This window comes from Pseudonocardia ammonioxydans (assembly GCF_900115005.1).
Lineage (GTDB): Bacteria > Actinomycetota > Actinomycetes > Mycobacteriales > Pseudonocardiaceae > Pseudonocardia > Pseudonocardia ammonioxydans.
In genome coordinates, this window is record NZ_FOUY01000064.1 from 1 (window position 1) to 18855 (window position 18855).

Sequence of the window (18855 nt, forward strand, 5' to 3'; positions counted from 1 at the left end):
CGGGTCGATCTTCCACTCCGACCACGGCTCGGTCTACACCAGCCGCGCCTACGCCAACCTCTGCGACCGACTCGACGTCCAGCAGTCGATGGGTGCGGTCGGGTCCAGCGCCGACAACGCCCTCGCCGAGTCGTTCAACGCCACCCTGAAGCGGGAAGTGTTGCAGGACAACGCGTTCTGGCCCGATCAGGCCACCTGCCGTCGGCAACTGTTCCGATGGTTGACCCGCTACAACACCCGACGCCGCCACTCCTACTGCCGCTACCAGACCCCGAACACCTACGAGGCAGACTTCGCAGCTACCGTTCCGGACGCCGCGTAATCCACCCCGTGTCCACTATCCGGGGTCAAGGCCCGCTGTCCGTGCCGGTGGTCGGGTTCAACGAGATGTTCGCCCACCTCGTCGGCTACCCGCTGCCCGACGCGGAGTGGGTCCGGTGGGTCTCCCCCGTGCTCGGAACCGTCGTCTACGCCTGGGGCGGCCGCCCGTTCCTCACCGGCGCGGTCGCCGAGATCCGTTCCCGCGCACCGGGGATGATGCTGCTCATCGGGCTGGCCATCACGGTCGCGTTCCTCGCGTCCTGGGGCGCGACCCTCGGCGTCCTGGACCACGGGCTGAACTTCTGGTGGGAGCTGGCGCTCCTGGTCGTCATCATGCTGCTGGGGCACTGGCTCGAGATGCGCTCGCTGGCCCGCACCACCTCGGCCCTGGACTCCCTCGCCGCGTTGCTGCCCGACGAGGCCGAGAAGGTCGACGGCGACGACGTGGTCACGGTCGCGCCCACGGAGCTGGTCGTGGGCGACGTCGTCGTCGTACGTCCCGGCGCCTCGGTCCCCGCCGACGGGACGATCGTCGACGGCTCGGCGAGCGTGGACGAGTCGATGGTGACCGGCGAGTCCCGCCCGGTCCGCCGGAACACCGGGGACCAGGTCGTCGCCGGCACCGTGGCCACCGACTCCGGGCTCCGCGTCGAGGTCACCGCGACCGGTGACGACACCGCCCTGGCCGGCATCCGGAAGCTGGTCGCCGACGCGCAGGCGTCCTCCTCCCGCGCCCAGCGGATCGCCGACACCGCGGCGGGATGGCTCTTCTGGTTCGCGCTCGGCTCCGCGGCGGTCACCGCGCTGGTCTGGTCACTGGTGGGGCTGCCGGACAGCGCCGTCGTCCGCACGATCACCGTGCTGGTCATCGCCTGCCCGCACGCACTCGGGCTGGCCATCCCGCTGGTGGTGTCGATCGCGACCGAGCGCGCCGCCCGCGGCGGTGTCCTGGTGAAGGACCGTCTCGCGCTGGAGTCGATGCGCACGGTGGACACCGTCCTGTTCGACAAGACCGGCACGCTGACCCGGGGCGAGCCTGCCGTCACCGGTGTCGAGCCGGTCGAGGGACGCGACGGCGACGAGGTGCTGGCCCTGGCCGCCGCGGCCGAGTCCGACAGCGAGCACCCGCTGGCCGGTGCGGTCGTGGGCGCGGCGCGGGACCGCGGGCTCGACGTGCCCGCGGCACGCGAGTTCTCCTCGTCCCCCGCGATCGGCGTGCGCGCCATCGTCGGCGGATCAGTGATCGAGGTCGGCGGCCCCTACCTGCTGGACCAGCACGGACTGGCCGAGTCGGGGGTCGCCGAGCGGTGGCGGGCGGAGGGCGCGATCATCCTGCACGTCGTCGCCGACGGCGAGGTGATCGGCGCGTTGCGGCTGGCCGACGAGATCCGGCCCGAGTCCCGCGACGCCGTCGACGCCCTGCACGCGGCCGGTGTCCAGGTCGTCATGATCACCGGTGACGCCCGGGCCGTGGCCGCGACCGTGGGCGCCGAGCTGGGCATCGACCGGATCTTCGCCGGGGTCCGGCCGGAGGACAAGGCCGCCAGGGTCGCGGAGCTGCAGCGGGAGGGCCGGAAAGTCGCGATGGTCGGCGACGGCGTCAACGACGCGCCCGCGCTGGCCCAGGCCGACGTCGGCATCGCCATCGGTGCCGGCACCGACGTCGCCATCGGCTCGGCCGGGGTCATCCTGGCCTCCTCCGACCCCCGGTCGGTGCTGTCGGTCATCGACCTCTCCCACGCCACCTACCGGAAGATGACGCAGAACCTGTGGTGGGCCGCCGGGTACAACCTCGCGGCGGTGCCGCTGGCGGCCGGCGTCCTGGCCGGGATCGGGTTCGTGCTCCCGATGAGCGTCGGGGCGATCCTCATGTCGGCCTCGACCGTCGTCGTCGCACTCAACGCCCAGCTCCTGCGCCGGCTCGACCTGACCCCCGCCGGCAGCGCGGCCGCCTTCCTCGGTCGCCGCACCTCCGGCCGTCGGGCAGCATCCGTGCCGGCGGGGTGAGGACGACGACGCACGTTCCCGCTACCGTCCGGTCGTGCCACCCGTCGTGACGCCGTATGAGGCCGGGCACCGCAGGGCGGTGCTCGACCTCTCGCTGCGGGCCTGGGAGCCGGTCTTCCCGCAGCTGCACGACGCGGTGCCGCGCTTCGTCTACGACGCGTTCTACCCCGACGGGTGGCGGGCCCGGCAGCTCGACGACCTGGCCGCCGTCCTCGACGGTGAACCGCAGAACGTGGACGTGGCGACCGTGGACGGCAGCGTGGCGGGCTGGGTCTGCACCCGGCTGCACCCGGAGGACGACATGGGCGAGATCCACGTCCTCGCCGTCGATCCCGATCACCAGCGGCACGGCGTCGCGGCGGCGCTCACAGCCCGCTCCGCCGAACGGATCCGGGCCGCCGGCCTGGGGATGGTGATGGTCGAGACCGGGGACGACCCCGGCCATGCCGCGGCCCGGTCCACCTACGAGGCGTTCGGCTTCGCCCGGTGGCCCGTCGCCCGGTACTTCAAAGACCTCCGGGAGTAGAGATCACCGGGATATCGATGGCTGCCCGACCGGGTCGTCGACGAGCAGCGCGACCGCCTCGCGAGCGGAGCCCCAGGAGGTCGTGACCCCGGTTCCACCGTGCCCGTAGTTGTGGACGCATCGGGCCCCGCCGATCATCTCGACCTCGAGCCGCACGGCGGACCGGACCGGGCGGAGCCCCACCTGATGGGCCAGCACCCGCGCGGTGGCGAGCCGGGGTTCGACGGCGATGCAGCGGGCCCGGATCCGGTCGGCGAGTACGGGGTCGGGCTCGGTGGTCCCGCCGTCGTCCTGGCTGCCGCCGAGCACGACATGACCGGGATGGGGCCAGTAGGCGGTCCAGTCCGGCTCGAACGGCGCGGAGATGAAGAACTCGTCGAGACCGGGGTTCTCCACCACCACCTGCTGACCGCGCACCGGGCGCAGCTGCGGGTCGCCGACGAGCTCGCGGGCCCCGAGGCCCGCGCAGTGGACGATCCGTGGGGTGTACTCGGCCAGCTCGGCCAACGACCTCACCTCGGTCTCGACGATCCGCCCGCCGGCGGCGTGGAGACGACCGACGAGATGGTCGAGGTAGACCGGCATGTCCACCAGCGGGAGCCGCGCCCACGAGCCTCCGGCGAACCCGTCGGGCAGGTCGGCGGGCGCACACGCCGTCAGCCCGGGCAGCGGCGAGGCGTCGCCGCGGGCGGCCAGCCGGCCCCGGCGCAAGACGACCCCGGTGTCGCCGCGGGCGGCCAGCTCGGTGAACTCGGCGATGCCGACCCGTGCGCGGACCGTCTCGGGATCGGACGGGTCGCCGAAGCTGGGGCCGATCATCGCCGAGGCGACCGCCGAGGTCGTCCCGGCCGGGGCGGAGCGGGTGAGGAGCTGGACCCGCCACCCGCTCTCGGCCAGGCACACCCCCGTGGTCAGCCCGATGACCCCGGCCCCGACCACGACGACGTCCGGCCCCGCACCTGCCGTCCCGTGCCCGCCGTGGTCAGCGGGTCGGCCCTGGAAATGGTGCTCAGGCGGGTGAATCGTGCTCATGAGCCGATTCCACCCCGTCGACTCCCCGGGGGTCGTGGACGAACCGGAGGTGCTCAGCGGCTCCCTCCGACGCGCCCACCCAGGTGACGGGCGAGGAACGTCTCGGCCGCGCGGTACATCTCGATCTGGTTCTCCGGGTTCACGAACCCGTGCCCCTCGTCGTCGGCGACCATGTACTCGACGTCGACACCGCGGGCACGCAGCGACGCGACGATGTTGTCGGACTCGGCCTGCACCACCCGCACGTCGTTGGCGCCCTGGACCACCATCAGCGGTGTGCGGATGTCGTCCACCCGGCTGATCGGTGAGCGGGCCAGCATGTCGGCCTCCTGTGCCGGATCCGCCGGATCGCCGACGTAGGCGTACCAGTTGTTGGCCATCATCCCCCGCACCGCGGGCGGCATCGTGCGCATGAAGTTCGCCAGGTCCGAGATGCCGCAGTAGTCGATGGACGCCGCGAACACGTCCGGGGTGAAGGTGACGGCGACCAGCGCGGCATAGCCGCCGTAGGAGCCCCCGTAGATCCCCACCCGGTCCCGGTCGGCGTACCCCTGCTCGACGGCCCAGTTCACGGCGTCGATCAGATCGTCGTGCATGGCGCCGGCGAACTCGCCGATCGCGGCCCTCGTGTGGGCCTTGCCGTAGCCCGTCGACCCGCGGAAGTTGACCTGCAGCACCGCGTACCCGCGGTTGGCCAGCAACTGCACGAACGGATCGAACGTCCAGATGTCGCGCATCCACGGGCCGCCGTGCACGTCGAGGACCAGCGGCAGCCCGGTCGGCTCCACCCCGACCGGCACCGTCAGGTAGCCGGGCAGGCTCAGCCCGTCCCGCGCCGGGATCGTCACCGGCACCATCGGCGCCATCATCTCCGGATCGAGATGCGGGTGCGGGCGGAACAGCTGCCGGGACTCCCCCGTGCTGTGGTCGTAGTACCAGGTGACACCCGGATCGCGGTCGTGGTTGAAGGCGACGACCCACCGCTGCCCCGCGTCGTCCGACGACACCGCGGCGACGTCGCCGTCGGACAGGGTCTCCAGCGTCTTCAGTACCTCGGCGAAGTGCGGGTCCACCGCCTGGAGGACCTGCCGCTCCCCGAGATAGCGCACCGCCCGCAGCTCGCCCGTGCGCGGATGGGTGATCAGTGCCGGGTAGGGGGCGGGTACCAGATCGAGGCTCGGATGGCTGTCGACCTCGGTCTCCACCCCGGTGGCCAGGTCGACCCGGGCCAGGCGGGTCCGGTCGGTGCCCCGGTTGGAGCCGATCCACACGCCGGTCCCGTCCGGCGTGAGCCGCAACGGCGAGATGCTCAACGGGTGGTCGGACCCGTCGAACACCACGATCGGGCTCAACGACCCGGTCTCGGCGTCCCACCGCGCCAGCTCGATGTCGCCCTCGGTCGTCAACGTCTGCCCGTAGAGCTCGCCGTCCGGGGCACACAGCCAAGTGATCACCTGCCCGGGGTTCTGCGCCAGCAGCGTGAGCTCCCCGGTGGCGATGTCGAGCTCGTGCAGGTCGATCTCGTCGACGCGACGGGTGTTGAGCTGCACGATCGCCTTCCCCGGGCGCCCGACGGGCAGCTCGAGCCCCCAGGTGCGCGCTCCGGGGAACGGCGTGAGGTCGACCGCGGGCGAGCCGGGATCGTCCAGGTCGATCCGGTACACGTGCCAGTTCTCGTCGCCGCCGGAGTCCTGCAGGTAGAGCAGCCAGCGCGGGTCGTCGGTCCAGTGGAAGCCGAGCACGCTGCGGGTCTCGTCGGCGGTCACGCAGCGCGCGTCGTCCTCGGAGTCGATGCCGCGCACCCACACGTTGAGCCGGTTGCGCCACGGCGCCAGGTAGGCGATCCGGGTCCCGTCCGGCGAGATCTCCGCACCGGAGCGCTCGGGCGGGGCGAAGAATTCCTCGACGGTGATGAGTTCCGGAAGCGCCATGACCAGTGCCCTTTCGAACGATGTGCTGTGGGACCCAGCAGACACCCGGCCGTCGCGGCACAGTCAAGGCGCACTCGCGACCGGAAAGTGGGATCATCGCCCCGCCGGGGCCACGTCGAACACCGGGGTCAGCACCCCGACCGCGTTCTCGACGGCGGCCGCCGCGGCCAGGCAGAGGTCCTCCCGGAAGGGACGGCCGAGGATCTGGACGCCCATCGGCACCCCGTCGGCCGGCCCGGTCGGAACGGCGACGGCGGGCACGCCCACGAGCGAGCTGACGGTGCACAGCCTGCGGGCGAGGGCGAGGCGCAGGTTCTGCTCCCGGTCGAGCTCGGCCCCGTCGTGATCACCCGGCGGTTCGGTGCTGACCGGCCCGAGGACGAGCGGGTACTCGGCCAGGAAGCGGTGCCAGTCCCGGACGATCGCGTGCCGGTCCGCGGTGGCCTGCAGGTAGGTCCGGAGATCGGCAGGCGGCTGGTGCTGCATGCTCAGCTCCATGTGGCGGGCGCTGTCCTCGGTGAGCAACGGGCGGATGCCCGGCCACGCCGGACCGAACTCGCTGGTGATCAGCGTGCCGTAGGTCGCCAGCCCGTCCGCGGTCCGCGGGACGTCCGCGACGGTCTCCACCACGTAGCCGGCATCGGTGAGGATCCCGGCGGCCGTGTCGATCGCCGCCCGCACCCGCGGGTGCACCCCGAGGCCACCGGGGTCGGCGACGACCGCGACACGCGGGGTGGGCAACGGCGGGCCGTCCAGCGGTACGGGTACGGCCCGGGGGTCGCGCGGGTCGGTGCCGGCGAGCACCTCGAAGGCGGCGCGCAGGTCGGTGACGGAACGGGCGAGCGGCCCGTCCTTGGGGATCAGCTGCGAGGCCAGTGTCGGTTCACGCCCACCGACCCGGTGTTCGCACGGGAACCGGCCGTAGGTCGGGTTCAGCGCGGCGATCCCGCCGTGCAGCGCCGGTCCGCGCACCGATCCACCCGCGTCGTTGCCCAGCCCGATCGCCGCCATACCCGAGGCGACGGCGGCACCGTCACCGCCGCTGCTGCCGCTCGGATCGCGGATCGTGCCCCACGGGTTGACCGTCGCGCCGAACAGCTGGCTGTCGGTGAACCCGCCGATGGTCAGGTCGGGCATGTTGGCGTGCCCGATCGGGATCGCGTCGGCCGCGCGCAGCCGCGCCACCGTGGGCGAATCGGTGTCGGCGACGGCGTCGCGGAAGTGGGGGATGCCGTGCGTCGTCGCGACACCCGCGATGTCGATGTTCTCCTTCACCGTGAACGGGACCCCCGCCAGCGGTCCCACCGGTTCCCCCGACGCCCGGCGCCGGTCGATGTCGGCGGCCGCCGCCCGGGCACTGTCACCGAGCACCGCGGTGACCGCGTTGACCGTCGGGTTCACCGCGGCGATCCGCTCCAGGTGGGTCTCGACCACCTCGGCCGCGGTGTGCTCACCGGACCGCACGGCAGCCGCCATCTCGGTCGCTGTCAGGTTCCACATGGCCAGTAACATACAGAGCTGTATCTGGATACGGGACCGCATTTGGAGGTCGCATGCCCCGGATGACCCGCGCGGAGAGCAGGCAGCAGACCCGCGAACGGCTGCTCGCCGCCGCCGCCGAGCTGTTCGCGGAGCGGGGGGTCAACGGCGCCTCCGTGGAGCAGATCGCCGAACGCGCGGGATACAGCCGCGGGGCGTTCTACGGCAACTTCACGGACAAGCACGAGCTCGCCGTCGACCTGCTGAAGCAGCGCACGCTCCAGGAACTCGAGGAGGTCACCGACCGCACGAGCGGGGAGGACCCGTTCGGAGCGCTGCGGGAGTGGCACACCGCCCGCGCCGAGCACCTGCCCGGCTGGCTGTCGCTGCGCATGGAACTGATCCTCTACGCCCTGCGCAGCCCCGAGTTCCGGCCGCTGCTGGCCGAGCGGGAACGGATCGCCCGCGACGCCCACACCCGTGGTGTCGAGACGGCCTTCGCCGGGCGCGATGCCACCCCGCCCGCCGCCCCGGACTTCCTGGCGCTGATCGTGCACGCCCTCGAGGACGGCCTGCTCGTCCAGCGCATGCTGTTTCCCGACGAGATCTCCGACCAGGTCGTGGTCGACGCGGTCGAGCTGCTGATGCGCGGATGGTTGGGGTCGGCTGCCGGGGGCAGACCCGACGACGAGGACGAGCGCGCCGAGCCGTCGTCCGGAGCGTGACCGGCAGCCGGGGAGGACCTCGCCTCAGCGTCTCGTCCGGGCTTGCCGGCGAGCCTCTACGACCCCGGCGACGAACTGTCCAACTGGACAGGATTGTCGCGACCTCGCTAACCTCCTGTCCATGCGAACAGGAGCTGCGGCGGGGGCCGCACTGCCGGAGCGCACGGGCCCGGCAACAGAGCGACCGGCGCGATTGCACTACCTGGACTCGATCCGGATCGCCCTCTCGGCTCTCGTGATCCTTCACCACGCCGCGCAGGCATACGGACCACAGGACTGGTGGTACGTCGAGGACCAGCCGACGGCGCAGTGGATAGAGGACTTCGCCGTCCTCGACGCCCCGTTCAAGATGAGCCTCTTCTTCCTGGTCGCGGCGTTCTTCCTGCCCGCCGCTGTCGACCGCCGCAGGGAGCGCCCCTACCTCGGGCCACGGTTGAGGAAGCTGGGCGGTCCGATCCTCGTCGGGTTCTTCCTGCTGATCCCGGTCCTGATGTACGCCTACTACCTGAACTTCCGGGACCACGGGCCGATCGGGTTCGGCGACTACTACTGGAACATCTACCTCGGCGCGGGCACCGAGCCGGAAGGCTGGAGCGGCCCGATCTGGCCGGATCGTCAGTTCGGGCATCTCTGGTTCATCCAGCACCTACTGGTCTACTCGATGATCTACCTGGCGTGGCGTGCGATCGCCGACCGCATCCGCACCCGTCGGGGCCTACCGGCTGCGCCGGGCGTCCGTCGCACGCCCGAGAGCATCAGCGGGCTCGCAGTGCTCTACTTCGCCGTGGTCGTGGCAGTCGGCACCGCCGTCCTACGGATCTGGTATCCGGTCGACGAGTGGGTGCCGGTCGCAGAGATCATCCAGACCGAGCCGGCCGACCTGGCCCAGCATCTCCCGTTCGTGATCGCCGGTGTCCTGGCCTACCGCAGGGGCTGGCTGGAGACGATCCGGCCTCGGGTCGCCTACGCCTGGTTCGCGGCCACTGCCGTGTCGAGTGCCGGCTACGTCATCTTCCGTGAGCCACTGACGGGATTCTTCACATGGGGTGGCGCCAACGCCGGTCAGTTCGCGTGGGCCGGCTACGAGACGGTGCTGTGCGTCGGGTTCGCACTCGGCATGCTGGTGTTCTTCCGCGACCACGTGCGCGGCACCAGCAGACTGCAGCGTGCCGCCGCGAAGGCCACGTTCGCGATCTACCTGATCCATCTCCCGATCGTGGTCGGGCTGCACTACCTGGCCCGCGACGTCCCCCTCGACGCCGGCAGCCGCTTCCTGCTCGTCGGGGGGCTCGGATTCGTTCTCAGCGTCGCGGCCGCCCTGATCCTGCGCCGCACACCCGTCGTCCGCGCGATCCTGTGACGACTACGCTCCGACCGTGCCGACAGCGCCCGCCAAGCCGAACCGCGGCGATGCCCGCGTCGCGCTCGTCGCCGCCGGACGCAAGCTCTTCGCACAACAGGGCTACGACGCCACCACGACCCGCCAGATCGCCGCCGAAGCCGCGGTCTCCCATGCGCTGCTCCGCTACCACTTCTCCTCCAAGGCCGGCCTGCGCGACGCGGTCGACGACGACGTGCTCGGCTCCTTCACCCACGCAGTGGCATCAGCTCGCGAGGAAGGCACCGACCACGGCGACCTGGCCGAGGTCGGGCGCGCCACGGCGCTCCTGTTCGGCGCGGACCAGGAGCGGCGACGCTATGTACGACGAGTACTGGTCGACGGCGACGACCGCGCCGCCGCACTGCTCGCCCGCCTCGTCGCAGGCGCAGAACGGGAACTCGAACGACTGCTGCCGCAGCCCAGCGCGTTACCGCCGGAGCAGCGTCGATGGGCCGCCTACCAGACGCTCTTCCTGATCCTCGGGCCACTCCTGCTCGAACCGGCCCTGCACACCGTCCTGGGCAGCGACCCCTTCGCACCCGAGACCCTCGCCGAACGAAGCCACGCCAACCAGCGACTGCTGCAGCACGGCCTGTTCGACTGAGATGACTCCGTGACGTTCACGAGCGCGACCGGTCCTGGTCGTCGATCATGCTGCTGACCTGGACGTCTGCGCTCCCACGAGTCCTGGCGCTGGGAGTCCCGCCCGGGCACCGGCGACAGCGTCGTCGAGGAACGGCGTTGACCTGCGTCCTCTGACGGCGGGACTCAGGGCCCGAGCCGATCGAGGTGGCGGGCCAGCACCGCGGCGAGGACGTCCGGGGAGAGACTCTCGGGCCGGGTGACGGCCCCGAGGGCCAGCCCGTCGAGGAGAGCGGCGAGGCGTTCGGTCTCGACCGCCAGCACCGTCTCCCCCGGCCCCAGCCGGCCGGACTCCTGCGCGTGAGTCAGGACCACCCGCACCAGCTCGCGCGTACCGCGGTGCAGCTGGACGAAGAACGGCTCGAGCTCGGCCTGGAACCGGCTCGCCCCGGCGAGCGCGAGCCAGACCGCCGCCTCCTCGCGGCGGCGGTCGTCGAGCGGGAGCAGTTCGGCGAGGACATCCGCGCCGCGGGTCGGATTCTCGGCCGAGGCCACCGCCAGCACCCGGGCGTTCACCCGCTCGACCAGCCGTTCCATCGCGGTCGCGAGGACCTCGCCGTGGGTCGGCACGTAGTGGCGCACCGAGCCGACCGCCAGCCCCGCCTCCGCCGCCACCCGGCCGAGGGTCGCGCTCTCCACGCCCTCGCGGGCGATCACCCGCAACGTCGCCTCCGCGATGACCTGCCGACGCTCGTCGGCGTCCACGACCTTGGGCATGCTGCTTTTATAGCACGGTCCTGCTACGTTGTTTTGGCACGAACCTGCTAACAAAGGAGATGACGGCATGACCCTCTGGATGCTCGTCGCCCTGATCGCCCTGGTCCTGGTCGTCGTGGTTCGCCGGTTCCGCGGGACCCGCCTGGTCGCCGACGACCTCGTCGGCGCACCGCTGGTACTGACCGCGATCGGGCTGTTCCAGCTGCACAGCGGGGTGGGACTGGATCGGATCGGCCTCGGGGACGGCGCGTGGCTGGCCGGCGCGCTGGTGCTGGGCCTGGCCCTGGGCGCCGTGCGCGCTGCGACGGTGCGGCTGAGCAGCCGCGACGGTGCCCTCCTCGCCCGGTACACGCCCGCGACCCTCGCCGTCTGGGCGCTCTCGATCGCGGGCAACGCGGGGTTCGGGATGCTGGCCGCGGCCGCGGGTGCACATCCGGACGGCCGTCCGCTGCAGCTGTGCATCGGCGTCGGACTGCTCGGCGAGAGCCTCGTCCTGGGAATGCGGGCGCTGTCCACCGGGCTGCCGTTCTCCCCCGGGACCCGGCCGGGCCGGGGCGCCCCGAGCCGGGCCGATCAGATCGTCGACGCGGTCCGTGCCGCCCGGCCGGTCGCGCCGCCGCCGGACGGGGAGCTGACCCGGTCGCCGTCGGTGCGCGACGGGGTGGCCTGGCTGCGGGGCACGCACACCGGCGCGCAGGGTGGCCGGCGGTGATCCCGCCACCGGCGACCAGGCCTGCCGTCCGTGGCGGAAGCGGCGGGATTCGAACCCGCGGTCCTTTCGGACGCCCGCTTTCAAGGCCACTGGGGCGCCAGGTCGTGGGCGCGAACTGGCTGGCCAGGCATCCGTAGCCGTCCAGTGGTGTCTCACCGTTCTCCGGTGGGTTGCGGTCACGGTTGTGGTCAGTCGCCATGCTGCGCCCTTCCCCGATAGAGGCCGGCTTGGGCGTGGTCCGTGGGGCGTCCAGGGGGCCGTAGGCGCTCGCGCAGCGACGGTTCTGTGTGGGGTAGGGGCCCCGCACAGGTTCGCCCTGGATGCCGCGCGGACCACGTACGACCGTTTCCGGCATCGGGGGTGGACTGCCCGTTCCCCAGCGCGCTAGCTCTGATCTCCGCCCTGCTCGATCCGGACTTGCTCCACCAGCGCAGGGTAGGTCGCGGCGGCCTCCGGCCTGTCGAGGTCCCAATGCGCTGTCGTCCAGGGGACCGGGCAAGGGCCATTGTGCTCCGGATCAGGACACAGCAGGAGTTGGATCTCGTCGACCAGCCTCCTCGCTTGCGCCTCCGTGCAGTAGACGCCGACCTTGATCTCGAAGAAGGCCTTGGGCTCGGTGTTCGGTCGGAACGCGCTCTTCTCCATGTTCCGGATGCTGGCACCGGGGATCGAGGCGGTCATCAGGGATCTTCCGGGTCTCGGTGGAGTGACGGGCACCGAGACCCTCGGGGCTGGGCTGAGCGGGGCCGGCCCTTCACAGGGCTTCGCCGTCGAGGAGGGGTTCGAACGTGCGGTAGGAGGTCAGGTCTCGGAAGTGGCGGCTGTACAGGTCAGCGGGCGAGGTGTCGTTCTCGTACAGGGCGGGTGCTACGTCGACGACCTCCAACAGTCGATCCCTGATCTCCTCCCCCACCTGGTTGCTGTAGGAGATCTGGGCGTCTCGTCCGTGTCGCTTTACCCGATCGCGTGCCTCGCGCAGTGACGGGGCCCGCAGCGTGACGATGTCCTCGCGGTAGAGCGGCCGGTAGTCCGGCGCAGATGACGACGACTCGGACAGGAGGATGGCGACGAACAGCGTCTCGGTGGCCATGTCCGCATCGTCGTCCCGTTCCGACCGGCTCACCTCAGGCCGAAACCCTGAGATGCACCCGGGCCGGCTCAGCCTCATTGCCGCACCTTCGGGCGTTCCGGGGTGCGGTCTTCTCGCGTTTCGAGCTCGTCTGCCGGGGGCGGGCGTGCGCGCGCCGGCCGCCGGGCCGGAGGCAGGAGGCGGACGGCAGCGACGCCGCCCGTCCGGCCCGTCAGGGCCGGCTTGAAGACGTAAAGAAAGTCCTCACCGGACACGAGCGGGCTGTGCGTGTCGTGTCCCGGCTGATGCTTGACGTTCCGGTCTCACCTGATGCTTGACGTTCGGGCCTGATCGGCTTTCCTGTCCGCTGTCCGTGCTGGTCAGCGGGTGGCGGGGAGGCTGGGATTGGCCCTGGTGGACATGACCGTGGTCGAGCAGCGCTACCGCGCTGTGCTGGCCGTCGAGCAAGGCGAACCGCGCTATCAGGTCGCGGCCCAGTTCGGCGTCTCCCGGCAGACCCTGCACACCTGGATCACCCGCTACCGCGCCGACGGACTGGCCGGGCTGGCCTCACGCTCACACCGCCCGGACTCCTGCCCGCACCAGGCATCCGAGACAGTGGAGGTGGCGGTCTGCGAGATGCGGCGCGGCAACCCCCGCTGGGGACCACGCCGGATCGCCCATGAACTCGCTCCCCGCTTCGGCGCCCAGGCCCCGTCGCGCAGCACGGTGGCGCGGATCCTGCACCGCAACGGCCTGGTCGAACCCCGTCGCCGCCGCAAGCTGCGCTCGGACTACCGGCGCTGGGAACGCCCGGAGCCCATGGCGCTCTGGCAGCTCGACATCGTCGGCGGCATCCACCTGCGCGCCCCGGACGGCACGGTCACCGAAGCGAAGATCGTGACCGGGGTCGATGACCACTCCCGCTTCGCCGTCATCGCCACCGTCATGGTCCGGGCGACCGGCCGCGCGGTCTGCCTCGCCTTCGCCGACGCGCTGCGCCGCTACGGCATCCCCGACGAGGTCCTGAGCGACAACGGCAAGCAGTTCACCGCCCGCTTCGGCCGCGGCGGCGAGGTGTTGTTCGACCGGATCTGCCGCGACAACGCCATCACCCACCGCCTCACCCAGCCCGCCACCCCGACCACCACCGGGAAGGTCGAACGCTTCCACCAGACCCTGCGCCGCGAGCTGCTCGACCACGCCGAACCCTTCGACACCCTGACCGCGGCGCAGGCGGCGCTGGACTCCTGGATCGCCGACTACAACTGCACCCGCCCGCACCAGGCGATCGAGATGGCCTGCCCGGTCGACCGCTTCGCCCCCAGCCAGCACCAGCGCGGCGACGAGGACCTGCTCCCGCTGCGGCTGCCCGCCCGGCTCACCGCCGCGCCCGTCCCGGCAGAGGGCCCTGAGCACCCCGGCCCGGCCCCGGACGACGAGACGAGCACCGAGATCGAGATCTATCGGGGCGGGCCGGTGGAGTTCGAGCGGGTCGTCCCCGCCTCGGGGAACCTCGCCGTTCTCGGCAAGCAGTTCTGGCTCGGCCCGCTCCGCGCCGGGGTCACCATCACGTTCTGGGCCGACGCCCAGGTCATACACCTGTCCGCCGGCGGGGCACGGATCAAGACCGTCCGCTCCCCCTACACCGACGACCAGCTCGCCACCCTCGCCGCGACCGGAGGCCGCCCCGCCGGCCCGCCACCGCTGCCACCGGCCGAACCCGACGGCACCGCGATCGAGATCGACCGCACCGTCTCGCGCCTCGGCAACATTGCCCTGGCCGGACACTGGCACCCCGCTGCGGAAATCCTCGGCGGGCGCCGGGTCACCATCCGCATCGACGACCACGTCCTGCTGATCTTCGACCCCGAAACCCGGGAACTGCTGCGCACCAGACCGAACCCGCTGACCTACGACCAGGCCCGACACCTGCGCGGCGCCCGACCCGCCGGCCCGCCACCACGACCGAGCACCGAGCCGGTCACCGTCACCCGCCGAGTCTCGGCCACCGGCACCATCATGATCGCCCGCCAGCTCATCGCGCTCGGCCGCGACCAGGCCCGCACCGTGGTCACCGCCCACGTCGCCGAACACACGATCACCGTCGACCTCGTCGACGGCGCTCAACGCACCGTCAGCCGCACCAGCACCGGCGCGATCCGTAACCTCAAGGCCCAGATAGACCGCACAGTTTCCTAGCCCGAACGTCAACCATCACCCGGGACAGGAACGTCAAGCATCAGGTGAGACCCGACAGTTGGACACGCGAGTGTCCGGTGCCAGTCGATCTGAGCCACTATGCGTCCTTGGTCTGCGGTGGCTCGGGTCGACTGGCGACGACAGACCGTCGGTTCGCCATCCGATCTGAGCCACCCCAGCCCAGACCGACTGGGCGTGTTGAGGCGATGCGCGATTGAACCGGCGTACTCGATCACGGCGTCTGTTAACCGGGTCGAGGACTTCTCGGACGTCTCATACTGCGGTGCCGTCGTGTTCAAGATCTTGCCCATGTGGACGGGTCGCTGAGCCCACGGGGGCCGTCCGCCCCGCTGCCGGGTCCCGGCGCGCGGTGAGCTGGACCTGGCCACCGCGCCCACTCTGGTCACGCTGCTCGACGGGCTGTGTGAGACAGGGGTCTACTACCTGGTCCTGGACCTGCGCGAGCTGGAGTTCCTGGGCGCGGCCGGGAGCCTCCGGGTCCTTGTGGGCGCCAACCGCCAGTTCCGCGCCTACCCGTGCTGGCTGGTGCTCACCCACTCGGCCGCCACCCCCGGCGGCTGCTGCAGCTCACCGGGCTCGACTCCGCCCTGACCCTTCACCGCCCTACCGCGACCACCCCGACACGGACACCGATCGCCGGTGAATCGGACCATCCGACTCTTGATGAACACCACATGGTGTGGCATCCGGCGGACGGGGGTAGGCGTAATGCGATCCCGTTGAGCCCGGGTCCGCCCGATGATCAAGGAGGAACAGTCATGGCCCACGAACTGCGCGGCCGCACGGTCGCGATCCTGGCCGCGGACGGGGTCGAGCGTGTCGAACTCGATCTGCCCCGCGGCGCCCTCTACGGAGCCGGCGCCACCGTCGAGGTGCTCTCACTGCACACCGGGTCTCTCTGGGCACGGGAGTGGGACAAGGACCCGGCCGGCACGATCACCGTCGACAAGCAGGTCGGCGAGGCGTCGGTGAGCGACTACGACGCGCTGCTGCTGCCCGGCGGCACGGTCAACCCCGACCAGTTGCGCACCGACCCCACCGCGGTGGAGTTCGTGCGCGCTTTCGTGGGCACCGGCAAGCCGGTCGCCTCGATCTGCCACGGCCCGTGGACCCTCGCCGAGGCCGACGTGATCCGAGGTCGGCGACTCACCTCGTGGGCCTCGATCCGCACCGACCTGCGCAACGCCGGCGCCGAGGTCGTCGACGAAGAGGTCTGCATCGACGGCCAGTTCATCACCAGCCGGTCACCGTTCGACCTGCCCGCGTTCTGCGCGGCGATCGTCGAACAGTTCGCGGCCGTCCCGGCTGCGGCCTGACCCACCACCGACCGCCACGGCACCCGAACAAGCGAAGGAACGTGCTCATGAAGGCACTCGTCTATCACGGTCCCCGCCAGGTCAGCGTCGACGAGGTCCCCGACGCCCGGATCGAGAAGCCCACCGACGTCCTGGTGAAGATCACCTCGACCAACATCTGCGGGTCGGACCTGCACATGTACGAAGGACGCACCGACTTCGAGCAGGGCCGCATCTTCGGCCACGAGAACCTCGGCGAGGTCATCGAGGTCGGCGGCGGCGTCGACAAGATCCGGGTCGGGGACATGGTGTCCGTCCCGTTCAACGTCAGCTGCGGGCACTGCAACAACTGCGAACATGGACTGACCAACTACTGCCTGACCGCCAACGAACCCGGTGTAGCAGGTGGCGCCTACGGCTTCGCCGACATGGGCGGCTGGGCCGGCGGGCAGGCCGAGTACCTGCGCATCCCGTGGGGCGATTTCCAGTGCCTGCGCCTGCCCGAGGACGCCAAGGGCAAACAGAACGACTACACGATGCTCTCCGACATCCTGCCCACCGGCTGGCACGCAGTGGAGATGTCCGGGCTGACACCGGGCGAGACCATCGTGATCTACGGCGGCGGTCCGGTCGGTCTGATGGCCGCCCTGTCAGCGACGGTGAAGGGCGCGGCGAAGGTGATGGTCGTCGACCGCCACCCCGACCGGCTCAAGCTGGCCGAACAGATCGGCGCGATCCCGATCGACGACTCGAAGGGCTCCCCGGTCGACCAGGTCATGGAGCAGACAGGCGGCCGCGGCGCCGACCGCGGCGCCGAGTGCGTCGGCTACCAGGCCCACGACCCCCAGGGCAACGAGGACAACGCGCTGACCCTCAACAACCTGGTCGCCTCGGTGAAGTTCACCGGCGGCATCGGCACCGTCGGCGTGTTCATCCCCCAGGACCCCGGTGCCCCCGACGAGCTCGCCCAACAGGGCAAGGCCCGCTTCGACTTCGGCACCTTCTGGTTCAAGGGCCAGCAGATGGGCTGCGGACAGGCGCCGGTCAAACGCTACAACCGTCACCTGCGCAACCTCATCGCCGAGAACAAGATCACCCCGTCCTGGATCGTGTCCCACAACCTGACCCTCGACCAGGCGCCCGACGCCTACCAGCACTTCGACGCCCGTGACGAGGGCTGGACCAAGGTCGTCCTCAACCCCACCCAGCCCAGCTGAATCAACCCGATCTGACCGCCGAACCCGGCGACCAGACCTCGGAAGAGGCGACGATGAGACAGATCGAGACAGTGACCCTCGACGATGCCCGCAGGGTCATCGCCGCGGGCGAGCAGAAGGCCCGCGAGATCGGGTCTCCGAGCAACGTGGCCGTGGTCGACGCGGGCGGGGGAACCTGGTCGCACACATCCGGATGGACGACGCCTGGATGGGCAGCATCGACATCTCGATCAACAAGGCCTTCACCGCGCGGGCCTTCGACACCTCGACCGGTGACCTCGCGAAGAACTCCCAGCCCGGCGAGCAGTTCTACGGCATCAGCGACTCCAACCACGGCCGCGTGATGATCTTCGCCGGAGGTCTGCCACTGCGCGGGAGCAACGGCAATGTCGTCGGCGGTGTCGGAGTCTCCGGAGGCACCGGCGAGCAGGACCAGGTCGTCGTCGAGGCGGCCATGGCCGCGTTCTAACCCGGAGCCCGCCGACCGTCCCGAACGCGCGTCAGGAGTGCCGATGACTCATCCCCCGAGGTTCTGCGCGGCAGGCGGTTGGATGCCCACCACCACCTGTGGAGCGCCGCGCGGGTCGAGCGCGGCGACTACCACTGGATGCCCACGGACGGGCCGCTGCGCGGGGATCACCTGCCCGAGCACCTCGCCCCGGCCCTCGAAGCCACCGGGGTCGGCGGGACGATCGTGGTGCAGGCCGCACCGACGGTGGACGAGACCCGGTTCCTGCTTGAGCTCGCCCACACCACCGACTTCGTACTCGGGGTGACCGGGTGGGTGGCCCTCGACCAGCCCGAGGACGCCGAGCTGCTGGCCGAGCTCGCCGCCGACGAGTATCTGCGGGCGGTACGACCCATGATCCACGACCTGCCCGACCCGAACTGGGTCGCCCACCCACAGGTGCACGCCAACCTCGAGCGGCTCCACGAGCTGGGGCTCCGGTTCGAGGCCCTCACCCACACCGAGCACCTGCCCGCCCTCGATGCCGCGCTGGCGGCGGTCCCAGAGCTGCCGGCAGTGATCAACCACCTATCCAAACCCGCCTACCGGCCGGACGCCGACGACCAGTGGCGGCAGTGGATGCGGCGGTTGGCCGAGCGGCCCAACACGTGGTGCAAGTTCTCCGGAATGCTCACCGAAGTCGGCCCCGGCTGGTCGCCGGCGCAGTTCAGCCTTACGCGGACTTCCTGTTCGAGACCTTCGGCGCCGACCGTGTCATGTTCGGCAGCGACTGGCCGGTCTCCAGCCAGCTGCTCGCCTACACCGACGTGGTCGCACTCACCGACCAGCTCGTCACGGAGGCGGGACCCGCCGCGGTCGACGCATTCTGGGCCCACACCGCCGAGCGCTTCTACGGCGTGCGAGCGCCCGCCGCGGCGACGCTGGCTCGCTCGGATCAACCGCTGTCGTCGTAACAGCATCCCCCACACAACGTGGCTCTTCCCAGATGAGGGTGTAGGTCGGCCGGGCGCGTCGGTCCGCAGATAGACGTCGAGGTCTCCCGACGATGGAGGTTCCTACGCCATCCATCCGAAAGACCTCGACGTGTCCGACGCTACCCCGCCGGCCGG

Annotated in this window: 16 protein-coding genes and 3 pseudogenes; 13 read left to right on the top strand and 6 right to left on the bottom strand. The window is 71.1% G+C overall.

All coding sequences use genetic code 11. From position 1 onward, the window contains the following. The 3 genes from BM093_RS31335 to BM093_RS31345 form a co-directional block, all read left to right on the top strand. The coding region (locus BM093_RS31335; RefSeq protein ID WP_143105632.1) for an integrase core domain-containing protein at positions 1-322 on the top strand (322 nt) is incomplete at its 5' end. Between the two features lie 8 nt (positions 323-330). Then, entirely contained in the window at positions 331-2328 is a 1998-nt protein-coding gene (locus tag BM093_RS31340) for a heavy metal translocating P-type ATPase (protein WP_342743058.1), read from the top strand. Positions 2329-2362: 34 nt separating this feature from the next. Then, positions 2363-2854 (top strand): GNAT family N-acetyltransferase, encoded by a 492-nt coding sequence (locus tag BM093_RS31345; RefSeq protein WP_218163014.1) that lies wholly within the window; start codon positions 2363-2365, stop codon positions 2852-2854. Positions 2855-2857: 3 nt separating this feature from the next. Here BM093_RS31345 and BM093_RS31350 read toward each other — a convergent pair whose 3' ends face one another. The 3 genes from BM093_RS31350 to BM093_RS31360 form a co-directional block, all read right to left on the bottom strand. Then, positions 2858-3886 (bottom strand): FAD-dependent oxidoreductase, encoded by a 1029-nt coding sequence (locus tag BM093_RS31350; RefSeq protein WP_093355678.1) that lies wholly within the window; start codon positions 3884-3886, stop codon positions 2858-2860. 53 nt (positions 3887-3939) lie between these two features. Beyond that, on the bottom strand, positions 3940-5817 hold the full coding sequence (locus BM093_RS31355; RefSeq protein WP_093355682.1) for a S9 family peptidase: 1878 nt from the start codon (positions 5815-5817) through the stop codon (positions 3940-3942). Positions 5818-5910: 93 nt separating this feature from the next. Continuing rightward, on the bottom strand, positions 5911-7317 hold the full coding sequence (locus BM093_RS31360) for an amidase (RefSeq protein WP_218163015.1): 1407 nt from the start codon (positions 7315-7317) through the stop codon (positions 5911-5913). Between the two features lie 62 nt (positions 7318-7379). Between BM093_RS31360 and BM093_RS31365 the strand changes: the two genes are divergently transcribed. From BM093_RS31365 to BM093_RS31375, 3 genes are all read left to right on the top strand, one after another. Next, positions 7380-8021: a TetR/AcrR family transcriptional regulator gene (locus BM093_RS31365; protein WP_245773929.1), complete on the top strand. Its 642-nt coding sequence runs from the start codon at positions 7380-7382 to the stop codon at positions 8019-8021. Positions 8022-8142: 121 nt separating this feature from the next. Next, entirely contained in the window at positions 8143-9381 is a 1239-nt protein-coding gene (locus BM093_RS31370) for an acyltransferase family protein (protein ID WP_093355697.1), read from the top strand. A gap of 16 nt (positions 9382-9397) precedes the next feature. Then, positions 9398-10006, top strand: a complete 609-nt coding sequence (locus BM093_RS31375; protein ID WP_093355705.1) for a TetR/AcrR family transcriptional regulator — start codon at positions 9398-9400, stop codon at positions 10004-10006. A gap of 164 nt (positions 10007-10170) precedes the next feature. On the opposite strand, the gene BM093_RS31380 is transcribed toward BM093_RS31375, so the two are convergent. Then, a complete protein-coding gene (locus BM093_RS31380; protein ID WP_093355709.1) occupies positions 10171-10761 on the bottom strand; it encodes a TetR/AcrR family transcriptional regulator in 591 nt (196 codons plus the stop codon). 67 nt (positions 10762-10828) lie between these two features. On the opposite strand from BM093_RS31380, the gene BM093_RS31385 reads away from it, so the two are divergent. Next, positions 10829-11473: a DUF1453 domain-containing protein gene (locus BM093_RS31385; protein WP_218163016.1), complete on the top strand. Its 645-nt coding sequence runs from the start codon at positions 10829-10831 to the stop codon at positions 11471-11473. A gap of 384 nt (positions 11474-11857) precedes the next feature. Here BM093_RS31385 and BM093_RS31390 read toward each other — a convergent pair whose 3' ends face one another. Next, complete coding sequence (locus BM093_RS31390) at positions 11858-12154, bottom strand: hypothetical protein (protein WP_093355713.1); 297 nt, start codon at positions 12152-12154, stop codon at positions 11858-11860. A gap of 73 nt (positions 12155-12227) precedes the next feature. Further along, the gene (locus BM093_RS31395) at positions 12228-12563 is read right to left on the bottom strand and encodes a DUF4288 domain-containing protein (protein ID WP_177238817.1); all 336 of its coding nucleotides are present in this window, start codon (positions 12561-12563) and stop codon (positions 12228-12230) included. 393 nt (positions 12564-12956) lie between these two features. On the opposite strand from BM093_RS31395, the gene BM093_RS31400 reads away from it, so the two are divergent. The 6 genes and pseudogenes from BM093_RS31400 to BM093_RS31420 all read left to right on the top strand — a co-directional run bounded on the left by BM093_RS31400 (position 12957) and on the right by BM093_RS31420 (position 18699). Beyond that, the gene (locus tag BM093_RS31400; protein ID WP_245773930.1) at positions 12957-14744 is read left to right on the top strand and encodes an IS481 family transposase; all 1788 of its coding nucleotides are present in this window, start codon (positions 12957-12959) and stop codon (positions 14742-14744) included. 369 nt (positions 14745-15113) lie between these two features. After that, positions 15114-15356 (top strand): annotated as a pseudogene (locus BM093_RS38465) (STAS domain-containing protein); the annotation flags it as partial. A 167-nt stretch (positions 15357-15523) separates the two neighbouring features. After that, on the top strand, positions 15524-16081 hold the full coding sequence (locus tag BM093_RS31405) for a type 1 glutamine amidotransferase domain-containing protein (protein WP_093355726.1): 558 nt from the start codon (positions 15524-15526) through the stop codon (positions 16079-16081). Between the two features lie 47 nt (positions 16082-16128). Next, on the top strand, positions 16129-17277 hold the full coding sequence (locus BM093_RS31410; RefSeq protein ID WP_093355730.1) for a glutathione-independent formaldehyde dehydrogenase: 1149 nt from the start codon (positions 16129-16131) through the stop codon (positions 17275-17277). Between the two features lie 53 nt (positions 17278-17330). Further along, positions 17331-17746, top strand: a pseudogene (locus BM093_RS31415) (GlcG/HbpS family heme-binding protein). Positions 17747-17884: 138 nt separating this feature from the next. Beyond that, a pseudogene (locus BM093_RS31420) lies at positions 17885-18699 on the top strand (amidohydrolase family protein). Positions 18700-18855 lie beyond the last annotated feature (156 nt).